This is a genomic window from Streptomyces sp. 3-6 (genome assembly GCF_056323165.1).
Genome location: NZ_JBWHZP010000003.1, coordinates 342790 through 361571, shown reverse-complemented (window position 1 = coordinate 361571; position 18782 = coordinate 342790). Strand labels below are relative to the sequence as shown.

Genomic DNA, 18782 nt, shown 5'->3' with positions numbered 1-18782 from the left:
GAGCCAGGATCAAACTCTCCGTGAATGTGTACCCGTGATCGGGTCGACACCACGAGAGCGGAACCACCGGAGGAATAATCCGATGGTTCACAGCGTCCTCGCTGTGTTTTTCAAAGGAACCTCGCCCCAGCTGATGCTGGAGACGGGGTATCAACATATCTGGCGTTGACTTTTGGCACGCTGTTGAGTTCTCAAGGAACGGACGCTTCCTTCGTACTCACCCTCTCGGGCTTTCCTCCGGGCGCTTCCCTTCGGTGTGTCCGACTCTATCAGATCTTTCCGATCCGATTTCCTCGGTGCTTTCCAGGTCGAACGCTTTTCGCGCTTTCCCTTTCCGGCGGACCCGACATTATCAGAAGTTCCGGACCGGTCGGACCGGCCTTCGTTTTCCGATTCATCGGGAGAGGCTTCATCGAGAGTCTTCGGAAGAAGTGCTTCGAGAAGCAGACAGATGCTCACTGTTGTGGTCCCGGAGGGCTGCCTTGCGGCTACCCGTCCCCAGGCAACTGTTCGAATCTACCTCCCCACAGTCTCCGTGTCAACGGCTCCCGCGGGGCGAAGAGGACACTAGCAGCTCCCCCGTGCCGGATGCACATCAGGCAGCGGTGGGCACGGTGGCGCTCCGCTCCGAGGCGTCGAGGTCGCCGGTCTCGCCGGACCGGGCCGCTCGTCCGCCCACGACATAGACGTACGCCAGGAAGGCCACCTCGGCGACGACGCCGATGGTGATGCGGGCCCAGGTGGGCAGGCCGGACGGGGTGACGAAGCCTTCGATGGCACCGGAGACGAACAGCACCGCGGCCAGACCGATGGCCATCGCGAGCGCCGCCCTGCCCTCTTCGGCGAGGGCCTGGCGGCGGAGGCGCGGGCCGGGGTCGATGAGGGTCCAGCCGAGCCGGAGGCCGGTGCCGGCGGCGACGAAGACCGCGGTCAGTTCGAGGAGGCCGTGGGGCAGGACCAGGCCGAGGAAGGTGTCGAGCCGGCCGGCCGAGGCCATCAGACCGAAGCCGACCCCCAGGTTGAGCATGTTCAGGAAGAGGATCCAGATCACCGGCAGCCCGAGGAACACGCCCAGGATGAGGCAGAGCGCCGCGGCCCAGGCGTTGTTCGTCCAGACCTGGGCGGCGAACGACGTGGCGGGATGGCTGGAGTAGTACGTCTCGTACTGGCCGCCGGGACGGGTGAGTTCCCGGAGTTCGCTGGGCGCGGCGATGGACGCCTGCACCTCCGGGCTGGTGCCGATCCACCAGCCGAGGAGCGCGGCGACCGCCGTGGACAGCAGCGCCGTGGGCACCCACCAGTGACGCGCCCGGTAGACGGCCGCCGGGAAGCTGTGGCCGAAGAAGTGGGTGACGTCCCGCCACGACGCGCGGCGCGCTCCGGTCACGGCGCTGCGCGCGCGGGCGACCAGCTGGCTGAGCCGTCCGGTCAGCTGGGGGTCGGGGGCGGCGGACTGGATCAGGGAAAGATGGGTGGCCGTCCGCTGGTAGAGGACGACGAGTTCGTCGGCCTCGGCACCGGTGAGCCGGCGCCTGCGCCGGAGCAGGGCGTCGAGGCGGTCCCACTCCGCGCGGTGGGCGGAGACGAAGACGTCCAGGTCCATCGGTGTGCCTGCTCCTCGGCTGATCGACTCGGTCGGCGTGGTGGGCTTGTCGTACTGCGATCGGCAACAGCTTGGCAGACTGGCGGGGTGAGGGGCATGCGAGGGAAGGGCGGCGGGCGTGAGTGAGCTGGTGACGGGCGAGGCGGTGGCGTTGGAGCTGCGCCCGGCGAGGTTGCCCAGCCGGGCCCTGGCGGTGCTGCTCGACCTGGTGGTCGCGATGGCGGCCTACGTGATCCTGACCATCGTGGTGGTGATGTCCACCGCCTCGCTGGACGAGGCGGCGCAGACGGCGATATCCCTCTCCCTGTTCCTGCTCGTCCTGGTGGGCGGTCCGATCGTGGTCGAGACCCTGACGCACGGGAAGTCGCTGGGGAAGCTGGCGTGCGGGCTGCGGGTCGTGCGGGACGACGGGGGGCCGATCCGGTTCCGGCACGCCCTGGTGCGCGGTCTGATCGGCGTGATCGAGATCCTCATGACGCTCGGGGTGGTGGCCTGCATCGCCTCGCTGGTGTCGGCCCGGGGGCGGCGGCTGGGGGACGTGTTCGCGGGCACCCTCGTCGTCCGCGAGCGGGTGCCGGCCGGACGCACCGGGTTCGTGCCGCCCCCGCCGCCCTGGCTGGCCGGACGGTTCCAGGGGCTCGACCTGTCGGCGGTGCCCGACGGGCTCTGGCTGGCGGTGCGGCAGTACCTGACGCGGATGCAGCAGCTGGACCCGCAGGTCGGTTGGGCCATGGCGGAGCGGCTGGCCTCGGACCTGGCGGACCGTACCGGGACCCCGGCGCCGCCCGGAGTGCCCCCGGCCGCCTATCTGGCCGCGGTGCTGCAGGAGCGGCAGGTGCGGGAGGCCCGGCGTGCCTTCGCGCACGGCCCGGCTGCGGAGGGCCGGCCCGGCGGCGGGGCCGGGTACGGGGAATCCTTCGGCCCGCCCGCGTCGCCCCGGAGTCCCTACGCACCGCCCGCCTCTGCCCAGGGACCGTACGGCCCGCCCGGACACCCGGCGGCGCCGCACGCCCCGGCGTCCGCGCCGGCCGTTCCCGGTGCGCCGTCCGCGCCGTCCGCGTCTCCCATGACGCCGCCCGCACCGGCGTCTCCGCCGGCCTCTGTGCCGCCTGTGCCCCCTGCGTCCCCCGGGGCTGCTTCTCCTTCGGCGCCGCCCGCTCCCGCGTCGTCGGCCGCGATGCCGCCGGGGCCCGCCGGGCCGTCGGACGCGTCGTCGGACGCGCCCTCTGCAGGCCGGTCCGCCGGCGGGTTCGTACCCCCCGCTTGACGGGGCCCGGGGCGGCCGGAGGCGGCTGGGCCCCGAGGCCGTGGGCGCCGTGCCACCGCGGTGCTGCGGTTCCGCGGGCTGCGAGGCCGTGGGGGTCGTGGACCTCGGTCCCTCAGTGCGGCGGGGCACGCGCCCCGTCGGTCAGGGGAAGACCGACGGCGGCGACTCCAGGTCCTCCAGCTCGATGCCCGGTGCCGCGAGGACGACGTCACCGGCGAGGTGCACGGTGTGCCGCTCGCCCGTGTCCAGGGCGGTGACCTGGTACGCGTCCACGATCAGCGGGCCGTTGTCAGTGGCGTGTGCTTCTCTGTCCACCAAGGCCCAGGACTGGTCCACGGTGCGGGGGGCGAGGACCGGATCGGTGAGGGCGACGAGGCGGACGCGGGTGGCCGACGCGGAGGGGGTGAGGCGCAGGAGACGCGCGGTGGCGACGAGGAACGCCGGGGACGAGCCGGTGAAGGCGTGGGCGCGCACATTGCCTTCGGTGGCGTGGGTTCCGGTCGGGTCGGTGCGGACCCAGGTGACGCCGTCGAGGGCGGCGCCGCGGATCTGCCAGCCTCCGGCGTGCAGTTCGAGACGGATGGGGCGGCCGAGTTCGTCGAGTGCGAGGTCGACGGAGCCGTGGTCGCCGCCGGACGGCGTGGTGAGCCGGGAGACGTAGCGCCAGCCGGAGGGCCCGGGGGCGCACTGGAAGTGTTCGTCGGCGAGGGGGGTGTGATCGTGCGGATCGTGGAGCGCGTAGCGGCCGCGGGGCATGGGGTCGGTCCTGGGTCGTGACGGGTCGGTCCGCTGAGGAAGTTGCCGGGCGCCGGGAGGCCGCCCGGCCGGACGCCGGAAGGCCGGGCGAGGGAAGGCCGGGCACCGGACCGCCGGACGCCGACGGTACGGGCGCCGGGAGGCCGGGCGGGGGCACGGGCAGGCCCCCCGACACGGGGGTGCGGGGGGCCTGTCGCGTGGACCTGCCGCGGGTGGTGGGCGCGTGCGGGCGTGACGGCTCGGACGCGCTCCGCCCGGCGGCGGGCCGGAGGTCGGATCAGTAGCGGTAGTGGTCCGACTTGTAGGGGCCTTCGACCTTCACGCCGATGTACTCGGCCTGCTCGGGACGCAGCGTCGTGAGCTTCACGCCGAGCGCGTCGAGGTGGAGGCGGGCGACCTTCTCGTCGAGGTGCTTGGGCAGCACGTAGACGCCGGTCGGGTACTCGTCGGGCTTGGTGAACAGCTCGATCTGGGCCAGGGTCTGGTCCGCGAAGGAGTTGGACATCACGAACGACGGGTGGCCGGTGGCGTTGCCCAGGTTCAGCAGGCGGCCCTCGGACAGGACGATGATCTTCTTGCCGTCGGGGAACGTCCAGGTGTGCACCTGGGGCTTGATCTCGTCCTTGACGATGCCGGGCACCTTCGCGAGGCCGGCCATGTCGATCTCGTTGTCGAAGTGGCCGATGTTCCCCACGATCGCCTGGTGCTTCATCCTGGCCATGTCCGAGGCCATGATGATGTCCTTGTTGCCGGTCGTGGTGATGAAGATGTCGGCCGTCTCGACGACCTCGTCGAGGGTCGTGACCTGGTAGCCGTCCATCGCGGCCTGCAGGGCGCAGATCGGGTCGATCTCGGTGATGATCACGCGGGCGCCCTGGCCGCGCAGGGATTCCGCGCAGCCCTTGCCCACGTCGCCGTAGCCGAACACGACGGCGGTCTTGCCGCCGATGAGGGTGTCGGTGGCGCGGTTGATGCCGTCGATCAGGGAGTGGCGGCAGCCGTACTTGTTGTCGAACTTCGACTTGGTGACGGCGTCGTTGACGTTGATCGCCGGGAACAGCAGGGTGCCGTCGCGCTGCATCTCGTACAGGCGGTGGACGCCGGTGGTGGTCTCCTCGGTGACCCCGCGGATCTCGGAGGAGAGCTGGGTCCACTTCTGCGGGTTCTCGCTCAGGGTGCGGTTGAGCAGTTCGAGGATGACGCGGTGCTCGTCGGACTCGGCGGTGTCGGGCGAGGGCGCCTTGCCGTCCTTCTCGTACTCGACGCCCTTGTGGACGAGGAGGGTGGCGTCACCGCCGTCGTCGAGGATCATGTTGGGGCCGCCGGTCGGGCTGTCGGGCCAGGTCAGCGCCTGCTCCGTGCACCACCAGTACTCCTCCAGGGTCTCGCCCTTCCAGGCGAAGACCGGGACGCCCTGCGGGTTGTCGGGCGTGCCGTCCGGGCCGACGGCGATGGCGGCCGCGGCGTGGTCCTGGGTGGAGAAGATGTTGCAGGACGCCCAGCGGACCTCGGCGCCGAGGGCGACCAGGGTCTCGATGAGGACGGCGGTCTGCACGGTCATGTGCAGGGAGCCGGTGATGCGGGCGCCGGCCAGGGGGCGGGCCTCGGCGTACTCCTTGCGGATCGCCATCAGGCCGGGCATCTCGTGCTCGGCGAGGGTGATCTCCTTGCGGCCGAAGTCGGCCAGCGAGAGGTCGGCGACCTTGAAGTCCTGTCGGTTGTCGACAGTCGTCATTGCGAGCTGCTCCTCGGGATGTGGGTCGAGGTGGGTACGGCTGGTCTGCGCGGCGGCGGACACCTGGGTGCCCGGGGAGGACACTGGCATGCCCGCGTGCGCGCAGCGCAGTCCGTCGGAGGCCCTCTCTCCCTCGGCCGGTCCGCAGGCGGACCGCCCGACCGCCATCAGCAGCGACGTCTGGCTCCGTCCCAAGCTACACCGCGGTCACGGGCGACCCCCAGTCCGTCACCGTACACATCAAGCCGAACACGAGGCGTCAGTGACGGGGTCGTCCCCGCGACGGTCGCCCGCCCCGATCGGAGCGGAGCGGGGCGGTGCGGTGCGGTGCGGGCGGTGCGGGGCAGCGCCGGACCGGTGGGACGTGCGCGCACCGGGTGGCCGGGGAGGTCCGGCGCCCGGAGACGCCGGCGGGGAGCCACCCGGGCAGGTCTGCCTCCCGTGCGGGGCGGCTCCCCCTCGGGCGGCTCCCCGTGGGGCGCGCCGTGGCGGACGTCGGCGTCAGTGGGCGGCGGGGCCCGGGGCCGGTCCGCCCGGAGTGGCCTCGGGGTCGGCACCCCGGGCGGCCTCGGCCGCCTTGTAGACGTCGGGCTCCAGGTAGATCACACGGGCGATCGGCACCGCCTCGCGGACGCGGGCCTCGGCGGCGTCGATGGCGGTGGCGATCTGCGTGGCCGTGTCGTCGTGACGCACGGCGATCTTCGCGGCGACCAGCAGCTCCTCGGGGCCGAGGTGGAGGGTGCGCATGTGGATGATGCGGGTGACGGTGTCGCCGTCGACGAGGGCCGTCTCGATCTTCCGGGTCTCGTCGAGGCCGGCCGACTCGCCGAGCAGCAGCGACTTGGTCTCCAGGGCGAGCACCAGGGCGATCACGATGAGCAGCACGCCGATGCAGAGGGTGCCGATGCCGTCCCAGACGCTGTCACCGGTGAGCAGGGCCATCCCCACGCCGCCGAGGGCGAGGACCAGGCCGACGAGGGCACCGAGGTCCTCCAGGAGGACGACCGGCAGCTCGGGCGCCTTCGAGTGGCGGACGAACTCCTTCCAGGAGCGCCGGCCGCGCACGGCGTTGGACTCCTTGATGGCCGTGCGGAAGGAGAGGGTCTCGACGATGATCGCGAAGACCAGCACGCCCACGGGCCAGTACCAGTGGGTCAGTTCGTGGGGGTGCTTGATCTTCTCGTAGCCCTCGTAGAGGGCGAACATGCCGCCGACCGAGAAGAGCACGATGGAGACGAGGAAGGCGTAGATGTAGCGCTCGCGGCCGTAGCCGAAGGGGTGCTCCGGGGTCGCCGTGCGCTGGGCCCGCTTGCCGCCGACCAGGAGCAGCGCCTGGTTGCCGGAGTCGGCGAGGGAGTGGACGGATTCGGCGAGCATCGACGAGGAGCCGCTGAAGAGGAACGCCACGAACTTCGCTACCGCGATCGCGAGGTTGGCGGCGAGTGCCGCCACGATCGCCTTGGTGCCGCCTGACGCGCTCATGTGTCCGCGTGGTCCCTTCGTGTGCCGTGTGCCGTCTGCCGTGGTCCGCGTTCCGGGTGCGGGCGGGCGCGGTGGGCGCCCGCCCGTGGGTGTCCCGTCCGGGACGGGGCGCCATTGTTGCAGCCCCGTCGGGTACGGCGCGTCAGGTCGCGGTCACCGGGAGGTCAGACGACGACGGTGGCCCGGAACAGGGTTCCGGCGCCGGTCACTTCGGCCCTCTCCCCCGCCGGGACGAACACCGATGTGCCGGGGGTCAGGTCGTGCTCGCCGGCCCGGACCGTGCCGGCGGTGCAGAGCAGGATCTGTGCAGTGTCCAGGGTCAGGTCGTGGGCGGCGCCGCCCTCGGGCAGGACGTACCGGGAGAGCCGGAACTCGTCGGTCGGGGTCTCGTAGACCTCCTCGCCGTCGGGTGCGGCCTCCGGGCGGAGGATGCCGGCGTCGCGGGCCTCGAAGCGGACGATGCGCAGGAGTTCGGGCACGTCGACGTGCTTGTGGGTCAGGCCGCAGCGCAGCACGTTGTCGGAGTTGGCCATGATCTCGACGGCGAGGCCGTCGAGGTAGGCGTGCGGCACACCGGCGTCGAGGTAGAGGGCCTCGCCGGGCTGGAGCCGGACGTGGTTGAGCAGCATCGCGGCGACGACGCCGGGGTCGCCGGGGTAGTGGTGGGCGATGCCGGCGTACGGGGCGTAGTCGCCGCCGAGGCGGTCGCAGGCGGCGGCGGTCTCGGCGACCGTGCGGGCCATCTCCTCGGGGTCGGCGGTCAGGACGGCGGTGAGCACCTCGCGCAGGGCCGCGTCCTCGGGGCGGGCGTGCAGCAGGTCGACGTAGGGCTTGAGGGAGTCCACGCCGAGGCCGTCGAGGAGTTCGGCGGCGCGCAGCGGGTCGCGGAAGCCGCACAGCCCGTCGAACTCGGTCAGGGCGCAGACCAGTTCGGGCTTGTGGTTGGCGTCCTTGTAGGTGCGGTGGGCGGCGGTGACGGGGACGCCGCGCCGTTCCTCGTCGGCGTAGCCCGCCTTCGCCTGGTCCAGGTCGGGGTGGACTTGGAGGGAGAGGGGGGCGCCGGCGGCGAGCAGCTTCAGCAGGAAGGGCAGCCGGGGGCCGAACCGGGCGACCGCGGCGGCCCCGAGTTCCTGCTCCGGGGCGGCGTCGATGATCTCGGCGAGCGTGCCCCGCGCGGTGCGGGAGGGGGCGCCGGGGTGGGCGCCCATCCACATCTCCGCCTGCGGCTCGCCGGTCGGTTCGGTGCCGAGCAGCCGCGGGATGGCGGTGGTGGATCCCCAGGCGTAGGGGCGGATGGTGTTGTCGAGGCGGTCCATGGTGGTTCTGGGTTCCTTCTGCCGGTTCTGGTGCGGACGCGGTGGAGGGCGGGCCGTCCCGGGTGAGCTCAGCGTGCCGAGGTGAGCGCCAGGTAGACGGCGGCGAAATCCGTGACGGCGATCAGCTCGGCGAGGGTCTCCAGCTCGCCGCCCGCCTCGGGTTCCAGCTCGCTGATCGGGGTGTCGTGGCCGAGGGCGAGTTCCCGGGCGGCGGGGGCCGCGGTGAGTCCGCCGATGGGGCGGTCGCGGAGCAGGACCACGCGGGCGTGCAGGGCGGGCGTCTCCTCGACGCGGTCGCGGAAGAAGTCGTCCGGGTCGGCGCTGGCGGCCAGCGGGCCGGCGAGCAGGGCGCTGTGCGCGGCGAGCGCCTCGGGCAGTTCGGCGACGACGGCGGGGCGGCCGGAGAGTTCGGCGAGGGCGGCGGCGAACCGGCGGCCGGCCGGGCCCGCCGAGACGCCCTCGGTCCACACGACGGGGAGCGCGTCGGCGAGTTCGGCGGCGAGGGTCTTGGCCGGGTTGCTGTAGGTGACGATGGCGGGACCGCAGTGCTCGGCGACGCGGTCGAGACGGTCGGCGACCGCGGTCAGGGCCTCGGGCGGAGCGGTGAGCAGACCGGTGCGGTCCAGCAGGGCGATCAGCGGGGTGAGCAGGGCCCACAGGACGCCGGGCGCGGCGGCGGCGAGGGGTTCGTCCTGGTCGTAGGGGGCCGTCGCCATGGGGAGGAACAGGCCGTGCGAGCCGCTCACCGCGTCGGCGAGCGGGCTGCGGGCGGGGGCGACGGCGACGACGGTGCAGCCGCGGCGGTAGGCCTGCTCGCAGAGCAGGGACAGGCCGGGCTCGGAGCCGTCGGGCGTGGCGATCAGCAGCAGGTCGACGGAGCCGGCCCAGCCGGGCAGTTCCCAGCGCAGGGCGCCCGCGGCGGGCGCCACGCCGGTCGGCGCGAGCCGGGTGACGGGGCTGCCCGCGCCGGCCAGGGTGCCGAGCAGGTCGGCGGCCTGGGTGGCGGCGGCACCGGGACCGGCGATGAGCACCGCGCGGGGCCGCCCGTCGGGTCTGAGCTCGGCCACGCCGGCCTCGGCGGCGTACCGGGCGGCGGTACGCACGCGGGCGCCGGCCTCGGCGGCCCCGCGGAGCAGCCCGCGGTGGTCGGCCTCGGCGAGGCCCTCCGGTGAGTCGAGCAGCGATTCGTCGAACATGGGGGCGGGAGCCTCCGATCGGCGGGGCGTCGGTACGCGGGGGCGCCGGTCGCGGATGCGCCGGGTCGCCGGAGCGCCGGTCAGGCGGGGCGGCGGGCCTCGTCGACGAGGAGGACGGGGATGCCGTCGCGGACCGGGTACGCCAGGCCGCAGTCCTGACCGGTGCAGATCAGCTCGGCGTCCCGCTCCTCGAGGGCGGAGTGGCAGGCCGGGCAGGCGAGGATCTCCAGGAGGCCGGCTTCGAGCGGCATGGGGGTTCCCTTCGGGACGGGCGGCGCGCACGGGCGCACGTATGGGGATGTGCCTGGTCAGGGTACCGCCGGTGGCGGGGACGTGGGCGGCGCCCCGGGACGGGTCGGCGGCCGGCCCGGCGGCCGGGACCGCCGGCCGCCGTGCGGGACGACGACGAGGCGGGCCGGTGGCCGTGCGGCACCGGGAGGGAAAGGCGTCCGCCGCCGGGCGGCGCTCCCGAGAGGCACACCGACCGCGGCCGGGCGGCACCGCAGGGCGAGGCCGTCACGCGCCCGGCGGAGGAGCGCCCCGCAAGCCGCGCAAGCCCCGCAAGCCGAGCAGGTCGAGCCGAGCAAGCCGCGCAGCGGCGGACGACGGGGCAGCCGACGACGGGGCAGCGGACGACGGGCTGCACCTGACCGATCGCGGCACCGGGCCGCCACCGCGGCACCACTGCACCCCTGCACTGCCACGACCCCGGGGCGGGGGCCGCGCGGCCCCGGCACGTCAGCCGCAGCGCGTCAGCCCAGGTGGTGCGTCAGCCTCGGATGATGGCCAGCGCCTCGTCGCGCACGCGGGCCATGGTGGCGGCGTCGCGGGCCTCGGCGTTCAGGCGGAGCAGCGGTTCGGTGTTGGAGGGGCGCACGTTGAACCACCAGTCGGCGGCGGTGACGGTGAGGCCGTCGAGCTCGTCGAGGGTGATGCCGTCCCGGCCCTCGTAGGCGGCCCGGAGGGCGGCGAGGCGGGCGGTCTGGTCCTCCACCGTCGAGTTGATCTCGCCGGAGCCGGCGTAGCGGTCGTACTGGGCGACCAGCTCGGAGAGGGTGCCGTCCTGGCCGCCGAGCGCGGCGAGGACGTGCAGGGCGGCGAGCATGCCGGTGTCGGCGTTCCAGAAGTCCCGGAAGTAGTAGTGGGCCGAGTGCTCCCCGCCGAAGATCGCGCCGGTGGCGGCCATCTCGGCCTTGATGAAGGAGTGGCCGACGCGGGTGCGGACCGGGGTGCCGCCCTGCTCCGCGACGACCTCCGGCACGGACCAGGACGTGATCAGGTTGTGGATGATCAGGCCGGTGCCGCCGTTGCGGGCCAGCTCCCGGGCGGCGACCAGGGCGGTGATGGCGGACGGGGAGACGGGTTCGCCCCGCTCGTCGACGACGAAGCAGCGGTCGGCGTCGCCGTCGAAGGCGAGTCCGAGGTCGGCGTCCTCCTCGCGCACCCGCTTCCGGAGGTCGACGAGGTTGGCCGGGTCGAGGGGGTTGGCCTCGTGGTTGGGGAAGGTGCCGTCGAGCTCGAAGTACATCGGGACGACGGTGAGCGGCAGCCCGGCGAGGACGGTGGGCACGGTGTGGCCACCCATGCCGTTGCCCGCGTCGACGACGACCTTCAGGGGCCGCACGGAGGTCAGGTCGACCAGGGAGCGCAGGTGGGCCGCGTAGTCGTCCAGGGTGTCGCGCGAGCGGACGGTGCCGGGGCGGGCGGCCGGCGCGGGGGCGCCCTCCTCGCTCCACCGCTCGACGAGGGCGCGGATCTCGGCGAGGCCGGTGTCCTGGCCGACGGGGGCGGCTCCCGCGCGGCACAGCTTGATGCCGTTGTAGCGGGCGGGGTTGTGCGAGGCGGTGAACATCGCGCCGGGCAGGTCCAGCGCGCCCGAGGCGTAGTACAGCTGGTCGGTGGAGCACAGACCGATCTCGGTCACGTCCGCGCCGAGCGCCGCCGCTCCGCGGGCGAAGGCCCGGGACAGCCCGGGGGACGAGGGCCGCATGTCGTGTCCGGTGACGAGAGCGGTGGCACCGGTCACCCGGGCGAAGGCGGCGCCGAACAGCTCGGCGAGCGGCTCGTCCCACTGGTCGGGGACGACTCCGCGCACGTCGTACGCCTTCACGATCTGCGACAGGTCAGCAGCCACGGCCAGCCTTTCCGGAAGTCTCTGGGTCCGATCGGACCCCCCACAAACTACCGGCAGGGTTCGAACACCGACCCGGGGTGTTCGGAAGTGACAGCGGGGCCACGGGCGACGACCCGACGGGGAGGCGCACGACGGCCCGACAGGGAGGGGCTGGACGGTCCGCCGGGGAGGGACGCGACGGCCCGACGGGAAGGGGTGGGACCGTCCGCCGTCATGAGCCCTGAGCCCTCGGCTACGGGACCGGGCCACCAGCCTGGGTCATGGGACAACGGCCCCTGGGCCACGGGCCCTGTCCGCTGCGGCGCCGTCAGTTGTCGGGCGAGCGCAGGACGCGCAGGTGGCCGCGGCGGGCGACCTCCATGGGGTCCGCGGAACGCCCCCCGCCACCGGCTCCGGCGGCCCGCTCCTGCGGGCGGGCGGCCTCGCGCACGGCGTTCGCCAGGGCTTCCAGGTCGTCCCCGCTGGGCTGGGCCGGGGCCGAGCCGTCGAGGAGCCGGACGACCTCCCAGCCGCGGGGCGCGGTGAGGCGCTCGGAGTGCTCGGCGCACAGGTCGTAGCAGTGGGGTTCGGCGTAGGTGGCGAGCGGGCCGAGGACCGCGGTCGAGTCGGCGTAGACGTACGTCAGCGTCGCGACGGCGGGACGGCCGCAGGCGGTGCGCGAACAGCGACGTACAGGGCTCACGATGTTGGACGGTACCGCACTCTTGAGCGGGCCGCGACGACTCTCCACCAGGTCACTCCACCGTGTCGTGGCGTGAAACGCCCCCCACGCCCCACTGCTCCCGCCTCGCCGAACTGCCGCGACGCGTCGTTCCGGGGCACGGGACGATTCTGATCGCTGTCACCGGTTGGCACAAACGTCATCAATTGTTGAGACCGAGATGGTCCCGAGGGGATACGTAATCGAGCCCAACCTTGGCTGAAAAGGTCATCCGGTGACATGACGCGCGGCGCGGCGGGAAGCCACGGGGGGTCGGGCGGCCGGGCCCCGTGACGACTACCCTGCACTGTGATGGACAACCCTGTGACGCCCCGTGCCGCCGGCCGCCCCGGGCCCCGCCGTCGTGATCGCCACGGTCGGGGCATGCGCGGTCCGATCGCACCTCCCCAGGTGCCGCTCGCGGCCAGCCGGGCGGAGGTGTTCGCCGATCTGGTGCAGGACTCGGTGGAGCGTCTGGAGCGGCGGTGGCCCCAGCTCGCCGACGTCGACTTCCTGGTCCTGGAGGTGCCCCGGCTGGACGGTCGCGCGGACGGTGGGGCCGGTACGGGCTGGAGCGACGAGTCGGTGCCGCTGGGCGGCACGGCCCCGGCTCTCGACGGCCGTCCCGCCCGGGTGGTGATCTACCGGCGACCGGTGGAGATCCGCACCAAGGGCCGCGACGAGCGGGCCGCGCTGGTCCACGAGGTCGTGGTGGAGCAGGTCGCCGAGGTCCTGGGGCTCACCCCGGAGACGGTGGACCCCCGGTACGGCGAGGACTGACGACCGCCCGAACCCGGTGGACCCCCGGGACGGCGAACACTGACGACCGCCCAGGAACGGCGGACCAGCACCACGGCCGGCCGTACGACACCCTCGGCACGCCGAGGACCGACCGACGCCCTTGCCCACCCGAACCTCGCCGCCCCGCGTACCCCGCGTGCCCCCTGCGGCGCCGCCCTTCCCGGCGCGCGCCGCACCCGCTCACCGCTGCAGGACCGACAGGTCCTCCTCGGCCCGCGGCACGGCCACCAGGCCGCGGTCGTCCGGCAGGGGCTGCACGGTGAACGCCGGGACGCCGTCGTCGGGGGCGGTGAGGGTGCGGGAGGCGTAGACGGGCGCGGCGCCCGGCTCCGGTTCCACGGTCAGCGCGTACGTGCCCTTCAGGCCGCTCGGCACCGGACCGTCGAGGTGCTGCGTGGTGCCGGACTTGATGGTGAACGTCTTCGACTCCGGGCTGCCGCCCTCGCTGCCCGCCGACGCGGTCACCGTGACCTTGGCATTGCCCTCGGGGGCGGTGACGGCCAGGACGGTGCCCTTGGCGGTGTTGCCGGCGGCGGTCGCGCGGGCGCCCACCGGGCGGGCGGCGGGGATGAACGCCGACTCCTGGTCGTCGCCCTCGCCCCGCAGGACGCGGACGGCCGCCACCACCGGCACCGAGCGGTCGGCCGGGGTGAGCAGCAGGGAGCCCGCCTCGCCGCGGGTGACCTCGCCGAGGTCGACGGCGGTCGTCATCCCGGCCTTCACCTGCACGGTCTCGTGGCCGGCCGGGGTGATCGGCCCGGAGGGGGAGGCCAGCCGCACCTTCAGGTCGGCGTCGGTGTCGCCGGGCGTGAAGAGGACCAGGCGGACGGCGGTGGCGTCCTCGGGAAGGCCCGGCAGGACCAGGCTGCCGGCCGGGTCGGCGGACGCGGCCAGCCAGTCGCCGCCCAGCGCGTCGTCCAGCGCCTGCACAGACGCCCCCACCCGGCCGCTGCGGACGACGACGTGGACGGTCACGTCGGTCTCCTCGGCCTCGGTGAGCGTGGACAGCAGGACCGGCTCGGTGGAGTGCGGCTGCACGGTGATGCCGTCGTCGACCACCGTCTCCAGGGCGCCGTCCTTGCCGTACAGCTCGATGTCCACGACGGCGGCGGAGTCGTCGGGGTTGGTGAGGTGGACGTAGTCGGTGCGATCGGTGCCGGTGCTGGCGCCGGGGAACCAGAACTCGGTGTCCGGGGCGGTGCAGGCGACGCCCTGCAGTCCCCGGCCGGTGCCCGCGGCCACCTCGGTGGTCTGCTGGAGCGTCCAGCCGGGCGCGAAGCGGCCCTCGGCGGTGCCGACCAGGGCGGGCGCTTCACCGCCGGTGGCGTCGCCGGTGACCGGCTTGCCCGGCTCCTTCGGCTTCAGGACGGGCTCGGCGTCCTTGCCGCCGGACTTCCCGTCGCCGGACTTCCCCTCACCCGACGTCTCGTCGCCGGAGCCGTCGCCGGCCGTCCCGTCCTGCTCCCCGTCCCCATCCCCGTCTTCGTCCGCCGTGTCCTCCCTGTCCGCGGGGTCCTTCTCCGGGGCCTTCGCACCGGCGGGGCGGAGCTCGGCGGCCCCCTGGTCGCCGGTGCCGTCCGTGGCGGGCGTGAAGGACGTGTACGTCGTCTCGGCCAGGTCCGACGTGCTGGGCGCGGGGCACAGCAGGCTGGAGCGCTCCACCGGCAGCCGGCGGGCGGCCGTGGCCGCGGTGGTGTCCGCCGCGGGCTCCGGGGCCGTCAGCGCGGCGACACCGGTGACGGCGGCGAGCGCGGTCGCCACGGCGATCAGGGACAGGGTGGGGCGGTTCACTGCTGGCTCCCGTCGGGGCGCTCGGGGCCCGTGCCGTGCGGGTCGTGGTGCTGCTGCGGGTCGTGCTGCTGCGGGTCGTAGGGCGCGCCGTAGTCGGGCGTCCCGGCCGGGCCGTAGCCCTGCTGTCCGTAGGCCGACGGGTCGTACGGCGCCTGCTGCGGCGGGCCGCCGTAGGCGTACGGGTCGTACTGGCCCTGGCCCTGCTGGTGGGCGTCCTGGACGTACGGGGCGTACTGGCCCTGCTGGTACGGATCGGCCTGGTAGGCGTCCTGCGCGTACCCGCCCTGGGAGTGGCCGTCGGCCTGGTAGGCGTCGTGCCGGTACGGCTGCCCGTACTCGTCCGTCGCGTACGCCTGCTGCCGGCCGTCGCCGCCCGGGGTGTCCGGGCCGGTCCGGCCTGCGGTGGCGTGGGCGGGGTCCTGGTACTCCGCCGGCTGCCAGGCGGCGTGATCCGCCTGGGCCGGCACGGTGACGGGCGGCTCGGGCGGCGGGGCGGGGACGTCCCCGGCACCGGGGACGGGGACGGGGGCGGTGTCGGCGCCCTCGCGTGCCGCGTCCGCCTCCGCCTGGGCGCGCAGGCGGCGGGCGCGGCGGCCGTCGCCGGCCAGGTCCTCGGCGGTGACGGCGGGCTCCTCGGGCAGGTCGTCGTCGATGTCGCGGCGTCGGCCGGGCAGGGCCATGACGACCAGGACGACGGCGAGCAGGCCCTGCGCCCACAGCCAGGCGGTGTGGGTGAACGGCTCGTCGTAGGTCACGTCGAGACGGCCGCCGGAGGCCGGCAGCCGGAAGCCCTGGGCCCAGCCGTCGACCGTGGTGCGGGGCAGCTGCTTGCCGTCGAGGGTGGCGCTCCAGCCCTCGTCGGCGGTGTCGGCGAGGCGCAGGATCCGGCCCTGGGGGCCGTCCGGGATCTCGGTGTGGATCTCGACGGGTCCGGCGGCGACGGGCCGCGCGCCGCCCCCGGTGCCCCCGGTGCTCGCGGAGCCCTCGGCGTCCCCAGCGTCCTCGGCGTCCTCGGCGTCCTCGGCGTCCTCGGCGTCCTCGGCGGGGAGGATGGTCGCGCGGGCGACCTCGCGGTCGACCCGCCACAGGGCGCCGCCCTCCTGCTGGCTGAGCCGGGTCAGGCCGGGCGTGGCGTCCAGGACGCGGGCGACCTCGCGGGGCGCGCCCCGGTGGACCAGGACGTAGCGGACGGCGAAGCCGCCGAGCTGGTCGGCCTGGTCCGCGCCGGACCCGGCGACGAGATTGGCGACGACCTTGTCGAGCGTGCCGTTCCCGCCGGCCGCCGCGACGATCTCGGCGTCCCCCATGCGGGCGCCGGAGCCGCGGACCAGCATGTAGCGGACCCGGGCCGCGGAGTCGCTGTCCAGGACGAGGGTGCGGGCCTGGTCGCGGGTGCGGCTCTCCTCGGCGACGAACGCGGGGACCTGGACGGGGTCGCGGCGCTCCAGGGGACCGTCGGCGCCGCGGATCATCCAGCCGGCGGCGAGCAGCAGCGGGCCGGCGGCGCAGGCGAGGGCGATCAGAGCGGCGACCGGCTGACGCCAGCCGAAGCTCTGCTCGGCGACCCGCGCGCGGGCCCCGTCGGCCCCGAGCAGGGCGGCGGCCAGCAGGGCGAGGCCGTAGACCAGGGTGGCGGGGCCGGACCAGGCGGAGCCGTTGGAGAGGACCGCGAAGAGCAGACCCGCCAGGGCCGCCGCCCAGGCCGTCAGGATGCCCAGCCGCCGCTCGGCCCGCAGCAGGGCGGCGAGCGCGGCGAGCACCACACCCAGCAGCAGCGGGCCGCCCGCGGTGCCGGGGCCGCCCGGGTTCGCGCCCAGCAGGTCCAGGGCGGAGGCGGGGGACGGTTCGGCGTCCAGGCCGGCCTCGCGGAAGAACCCGAAGGGCAGCAGGGACAGCGACCAGGGGGCCAGGACCAGCAGCGGCACGCCGAGCTGGGCCAGGAAGCGGGGCCCGTAGCCGGCGAGGTCGCGGCGGCGCAGGGCGAGGACGCCGAGGCCGAGGACCAGCGCGAGGGGCCAGACGATCGGGGTGAAGGCGGTGGTGAGGGTCAGCAGCAGCGCGTACGCCCAGGTGGCGCGCCAGCTGCCGCGGGTGTCCGCGGGCCGGGTGAGTCCGGCGGCGGCGATGCCCGCGCGGGCGAGGAGCGGCAGCAGGACGGCGAGCACGGCGGTGCCGACGCGGCCGTCGGCGAGCGCGCCGGTGACGGCGGGCAGGAAGGCGTAGGCGACGGCCGCCCAGGCGCGCAGCAAGCGGGACTCGACCAGCGAGCGGGAGGCGAAGTAGGCGGTGAGGCCGGCCAGCGGCACCGAGCCGACGAGCAGCAGGGTGACGGCGAGGCCGGTGGAGCCGAGCAGCAGCGTCGCGAACGCGGCGAGCACGGCGAGGTAGGGCGGGGCGGAGCCGGTGCCGCCGGTGCCCACCGCGTGCCAGGCGTCGGTGTAGCGCGCCCACAGGTCACCGGCGTCGGCGGGGGCCGGGAGCAGGGCGCCGCCGGCGAGGGCGCCGCCGCCGAGGAGGTGGCGGCAGGCCGCGAGGGAGACCAGCAGGAGCAGCAGGAAGAGCACCGGGGCCGGCTTGCGGGCGATGCGCTTGAGGCGGGCGAACTGCTCGACCTCCAGGAAGTCGGCGTCGTCGCCGCCGGGGCCGGACTCGACGGCGCCGCCGTGCCGTCCGGCGCCCGGGGCGGTCTCCGGGTCGGAGCGTCCGACGAGGCTGCCGGCGACCTGCTCGACGGTGACGCGGACGGTCGCCCCGGGCGGCGGGAACAGCGGGCGCAGTTCGGCCTGGTCGACCTGCGGGGTGCCGCGGCGGCGCCGTCCGGCAAGGATGCGTTCGGGGCGCAGCAGGGTGCCCAGCAGGCCGCGGATCTCGTCGAGGGCCTGGCCGGGCACCTTGCCCACGAGGTGGGCGAGGGTGCGCAGCAGGGTGCCGAGGACGAGCCGCAGCAGGACCCAGGGCAGCGCGGCGGTACGGGTGTTGACGAGCAGGGTGTGGACCGCGCCGGCCTTGTCGACCTTGTGCGGGGAGGCGGCGGTGCGGCCCACGCAGTCGACGGTGCGCCGCTCGCGGGAGGCGGCCTCGGCGTGCCGGACGACCGCCTCGGGGGCGACGAGGACCCGGTAGCCGGCGGAGTGCGCCCGCCAGCACAGGTCGACGTCGTCGCGCATCAGGGGCAGGTGCGGGTCGAAACCGCCGAGTTCCTCGAAGACGTCGCGGCGGACCAGCATGCCGGCGGTGGAGACCGACAGCACGGTGCGGACGTGGTCGTGCTGGCCCTGGTCCTGTTCCCGGCGGTCCAGGCCGGTCCAGCGGCGGCCGGAGTTGGCGATGGAGACGCCGACCTCCAGCAGCTGCCGGCGGTCGTACCAGCCGCGCAGCTTGGGGCCGACGACGGCCACGTCCTCGCGGCCGAGTTCGTACTCGTTCTCCACCACCCGCAGCATCTGGGCGAGGGCGTCGGGTTCGGGGGCGCAGTCGTCGTGGAGCAGCCACAGCCACTGCACCGGTTCCCCGTGGGGCAGTTCGGGCAGGTCGTAGGCGTCGTCGCGCCAGGTGCGGGTGACCGGGTCCCAGCCGCTGGGCCGCTTCAGGTAGGGCAGGTCCTCGGGGGTGAGGTGGGGGGCGCTGCGCTCGCACTCCTCGACGGCCTGGCCGAAGCCGGTGCGCCGGGCGAGGTGCAGGACGTGGTCGTCGCCGAGGGCTTCGCCGAGCAGCCGGGCGGAGTCGTCGGCGCTTCCGGTGTCGGCGCCCATGGCGTACTGGACGGGCCGCTCCTGGCCGAGCAGCCCGGAGAGCGCCTGGGGCAGCCAGCGGGTGCCGTCGTGGGAGACGAGGACCGCGGTCACCACGTGACGCGGGAACTCGGGTGCGGCGGCGGCGTCTTGGGCGGCTGCCGGGTGGCTGTGCACGGACATCGAGGTACGGGCCCCGGTTCGGTGGACTGAGGTGGACGCCCGTGCGCGCTGGGGGCGGCGGGGCGTCTCGGACGAGCGACCACACTA

At 74.6% G+C, this 18782-nt stretch carries 13 protein-coding genes; 2 read left to right on the top strand and 11 right to left on the bottom strand.

The genetic code is table 11. The annotated features are described in order from the left end of the window. Window positions 1–595 precede the first annotated feature (595 nt). On the bottom strand, window positions 596–1603 hold the full coding sequence (locus tag AC02VZ_RS07615; RefSeq protein ID WP_476474900.1) for a stage II sporulation protein M: 1008 nt from the start codon (window positions 1601–1603) through the stop codon (window positions 596–598). Between the two features lie 118 nt (window positions 1604–1721). On the opposite strand from AC02VZ_RS07615, the gene AC02VZ_RS07610 reads away from it, so the two are divergent. Then, entirely contained in the window at window positions 1722–2870 is a 1149-nt protein-coding gene (locus tag AC02VZ_RS07610; protein WP_476474899.1) for an RDD family protein, read from the top strand. Window positions 2871–3011: 141 nt separating this feature from the next. Here the strand turns inward: AC02VZ_RS07610 and AC02VZ_RS07605 are convergent, their stop codons facing one another. The 8 genes from AC02VZ_RS07605 to AC02VZ_RS07570 form a co-directional block, all read right to left on the bottom strand. Continuing rightward, window positions 3012–3626 carry a hypothetical protein gene (locus AC02VZ_RS07605; RefSeq protein ID WP_432056209.1) on the bottom strand — a complete coding sequence of 205 codons (615 nt, stop codon included), beginning with the start codon at window positions 3624–3626 and terminating at the stop codon, window positions 3012–3014. Between the two features lie 277 nt (window positions 3627–3903). Further along, the gene (gene ahcY / locus AC02VZ_RS07600; protein WP_432056208.1) at window positions 3904–5361 is read right to left on the bottom strand and encodes an adenosylhomocysteinase; all 1458 of its coding nucleotides are present in this window, start codon (window positions 5359–5361) and stop codon (window positions 3904–3906) included. 501 nt (window positions 5362–5862) lie between these two features. Further along, a complete protein-coding gene (locus AC02VZ_RS07595; protein ID WP_432056207.1) occupies window positions 5863–6843 on the bottom strand; it encodes a cation diffusion facilitator family transporter in 981 nt (326 codons plus the stop codon). Window positions 6844–7007: 164 nt separating this feature from the next. Next, window positions 7008–8159, bottom strand: a complete 1152-nt coding sequence (gene manA, locus AC02VZ_RS07590) for a mannose-6-phosphate isomerase, class I (RefSeq protein WP_432056206.1) — start codon at window positions 8157–8159, stop codon at window positions 7008–7010. Between the two features lie 68 nt (window positions 8160–8227). Beyond that, entirely contained in the window at window positions 8228–9355 is a 1128-nt protein-coding gene (locus AC02VZ_RS07585; protein WP_432056205.1) for an SIS domain-containing protein, read from the bottom strand. An 80-nt stretch (window positions 9356–9435) separates the two neighbouring features. Beyond that, window positions 9436–9606: a Trm112 family protein gene (locus AC02VZ_RS07580; RefSeq protein ID WP_362101883.1), complete on the bottom strand. Its 171-nt coding sequence runs from the start codon at window positions 9604–9606 to the stop codon at window positions 9436–9438. A 518-nt stretch (window positions 9607–10124) separates the two neighbouring features. After that, window positions 10125–11489, bottom strand: a complete 1365-nt coding sequence (locus AC02VZ_RS07575) for a phosphomannomutase/phosphoglucomutase (RefSeq protein WP_432056204.1) — start codon at window positions 11487–11489, stop codon at window positions 10125–10127. A 307-nt stretch (window positions 11490–11796) separates the two neighbouring features. Beyond that, window positions 11797–12219 carry a DUF3499 domain-containing protein gene (locus AC02VZ_RS07570; RefSeq protein ID WP_432056203.1) on the bottom strand — a complete coding sequence of 141 codons (423 nt, stop codon included), beginning with the start codon at window positions 12217–12219 and terminating at the stop codon, window positions 11797–11799. 282 nt (window positions 12220–12501) lie between these two features. Here AC02VZ_RS07570 and AC02VZ_RS07565 point away from each other — a divergent pair, with 282 nt between their 5' ends. Then, complete coding sequence (locus AC02VZ_RS07565; RefSeq protein ID WP_476474898.1) at window positions 12502–12969, top strand: metallopeptidase family protein; 468 nt, start codon at window positions 12502–12504, stop codon at window positions 12967–12969. Window positions 12970–13170: 201 nt separating this feature from the next. Here AC02VZ_RS07565 and AC02VZ_RS07560 read toward each other — a convergent pair whose 3' ends face one another. Continuing rightward, window positions 13171–14781: a DUF5719 family protein gene (locus tag AC02VZ_RS07560; protein ID WP_476474897.1), complete on the bottom strand. Its 1611-nt coding sequence runs from the start codon at window positions 14779–14781 to the stop codon at window positions 13171–13173. Then, window positions 14778–18695, bottom strand: coding sequence for a glycosyltransferase family 2 protein (locus tag AC02VZ_RS07555; RefSeq protein ID WP_476474896.1), 3918 nt, complete (start codon window positions 18693–18695; stop codon window positions 14778–14780). The genes AC02VZ_RS07560 and AC02VZ_RS07555 overlap by 4 nt, the downstream gene beginning before the upstream one ends. Window positions 18696–18782 lie beyond the last annotated feature (87 nt).